The organism is Vibrio sp. 1401 (genome assembly GCF_033340295.1).
In genome coordinates this window covers 1-506 of sequence record NZ_JAWOWF010000888.1, presented here as the reverse complement: position 1 = coordinate 506, position 506 = coordinate 1, and the positions used below count along the sequence as shown (strand labels likewise).

1 pseudogene is annotated in these 506 nt (G+C 49.2%); it reads right to left on the bottom strand.

The features are described 5' to 3' along the window. Positions 1–506, bottom strand: a pseudogene (locus R7Z77_RS28720) (DNA mismatch repair protein MutS); the annotation flags it as partial.

Genomic DNA, 506 nt, shown 5'->3' with positions numbered 1-506 from the left:
CTAAAATTACAGAGTGATCTTGGCGATCAAATGTTAGTGAGCGGATATGTGGTAGAGCAGTGCGTTGTGTGTCTTTTACGTATTGGATCAAACAACCTGCGGCGCACAAACCAAGAGAGGCGTGCTCAACACCAAAACCGACAAGATCACGAGTGCCAAACTGCTGGTTCAACTGTTGTTTGGCAGTATCCAGTTCAAACTCCCATACAGGGCGACGACGGTTCCCGTTACGGTTCGACATCAAGTGGACTGGCTCGAAATCTTCAGGGAACAACAACTCACGCGGTGCGGTGCGTTGTAGTTCCGCCATCATGGCTTCTTCGGTTTCTGGCTCCGTTAATTGAAAACGGCCAGAAGTAACGTCTAACGTCGCATAACCAAACTTGCCGTTGTGATGGTAAATCGCAGCGATTAAGTTATCGAGACGTTCAGAAAGCAGTGCCTCATCGGTTACGGTGCCTGGCGTGACAATGCGTACTACTTTACGCTCAACAGGACCTTTGCTC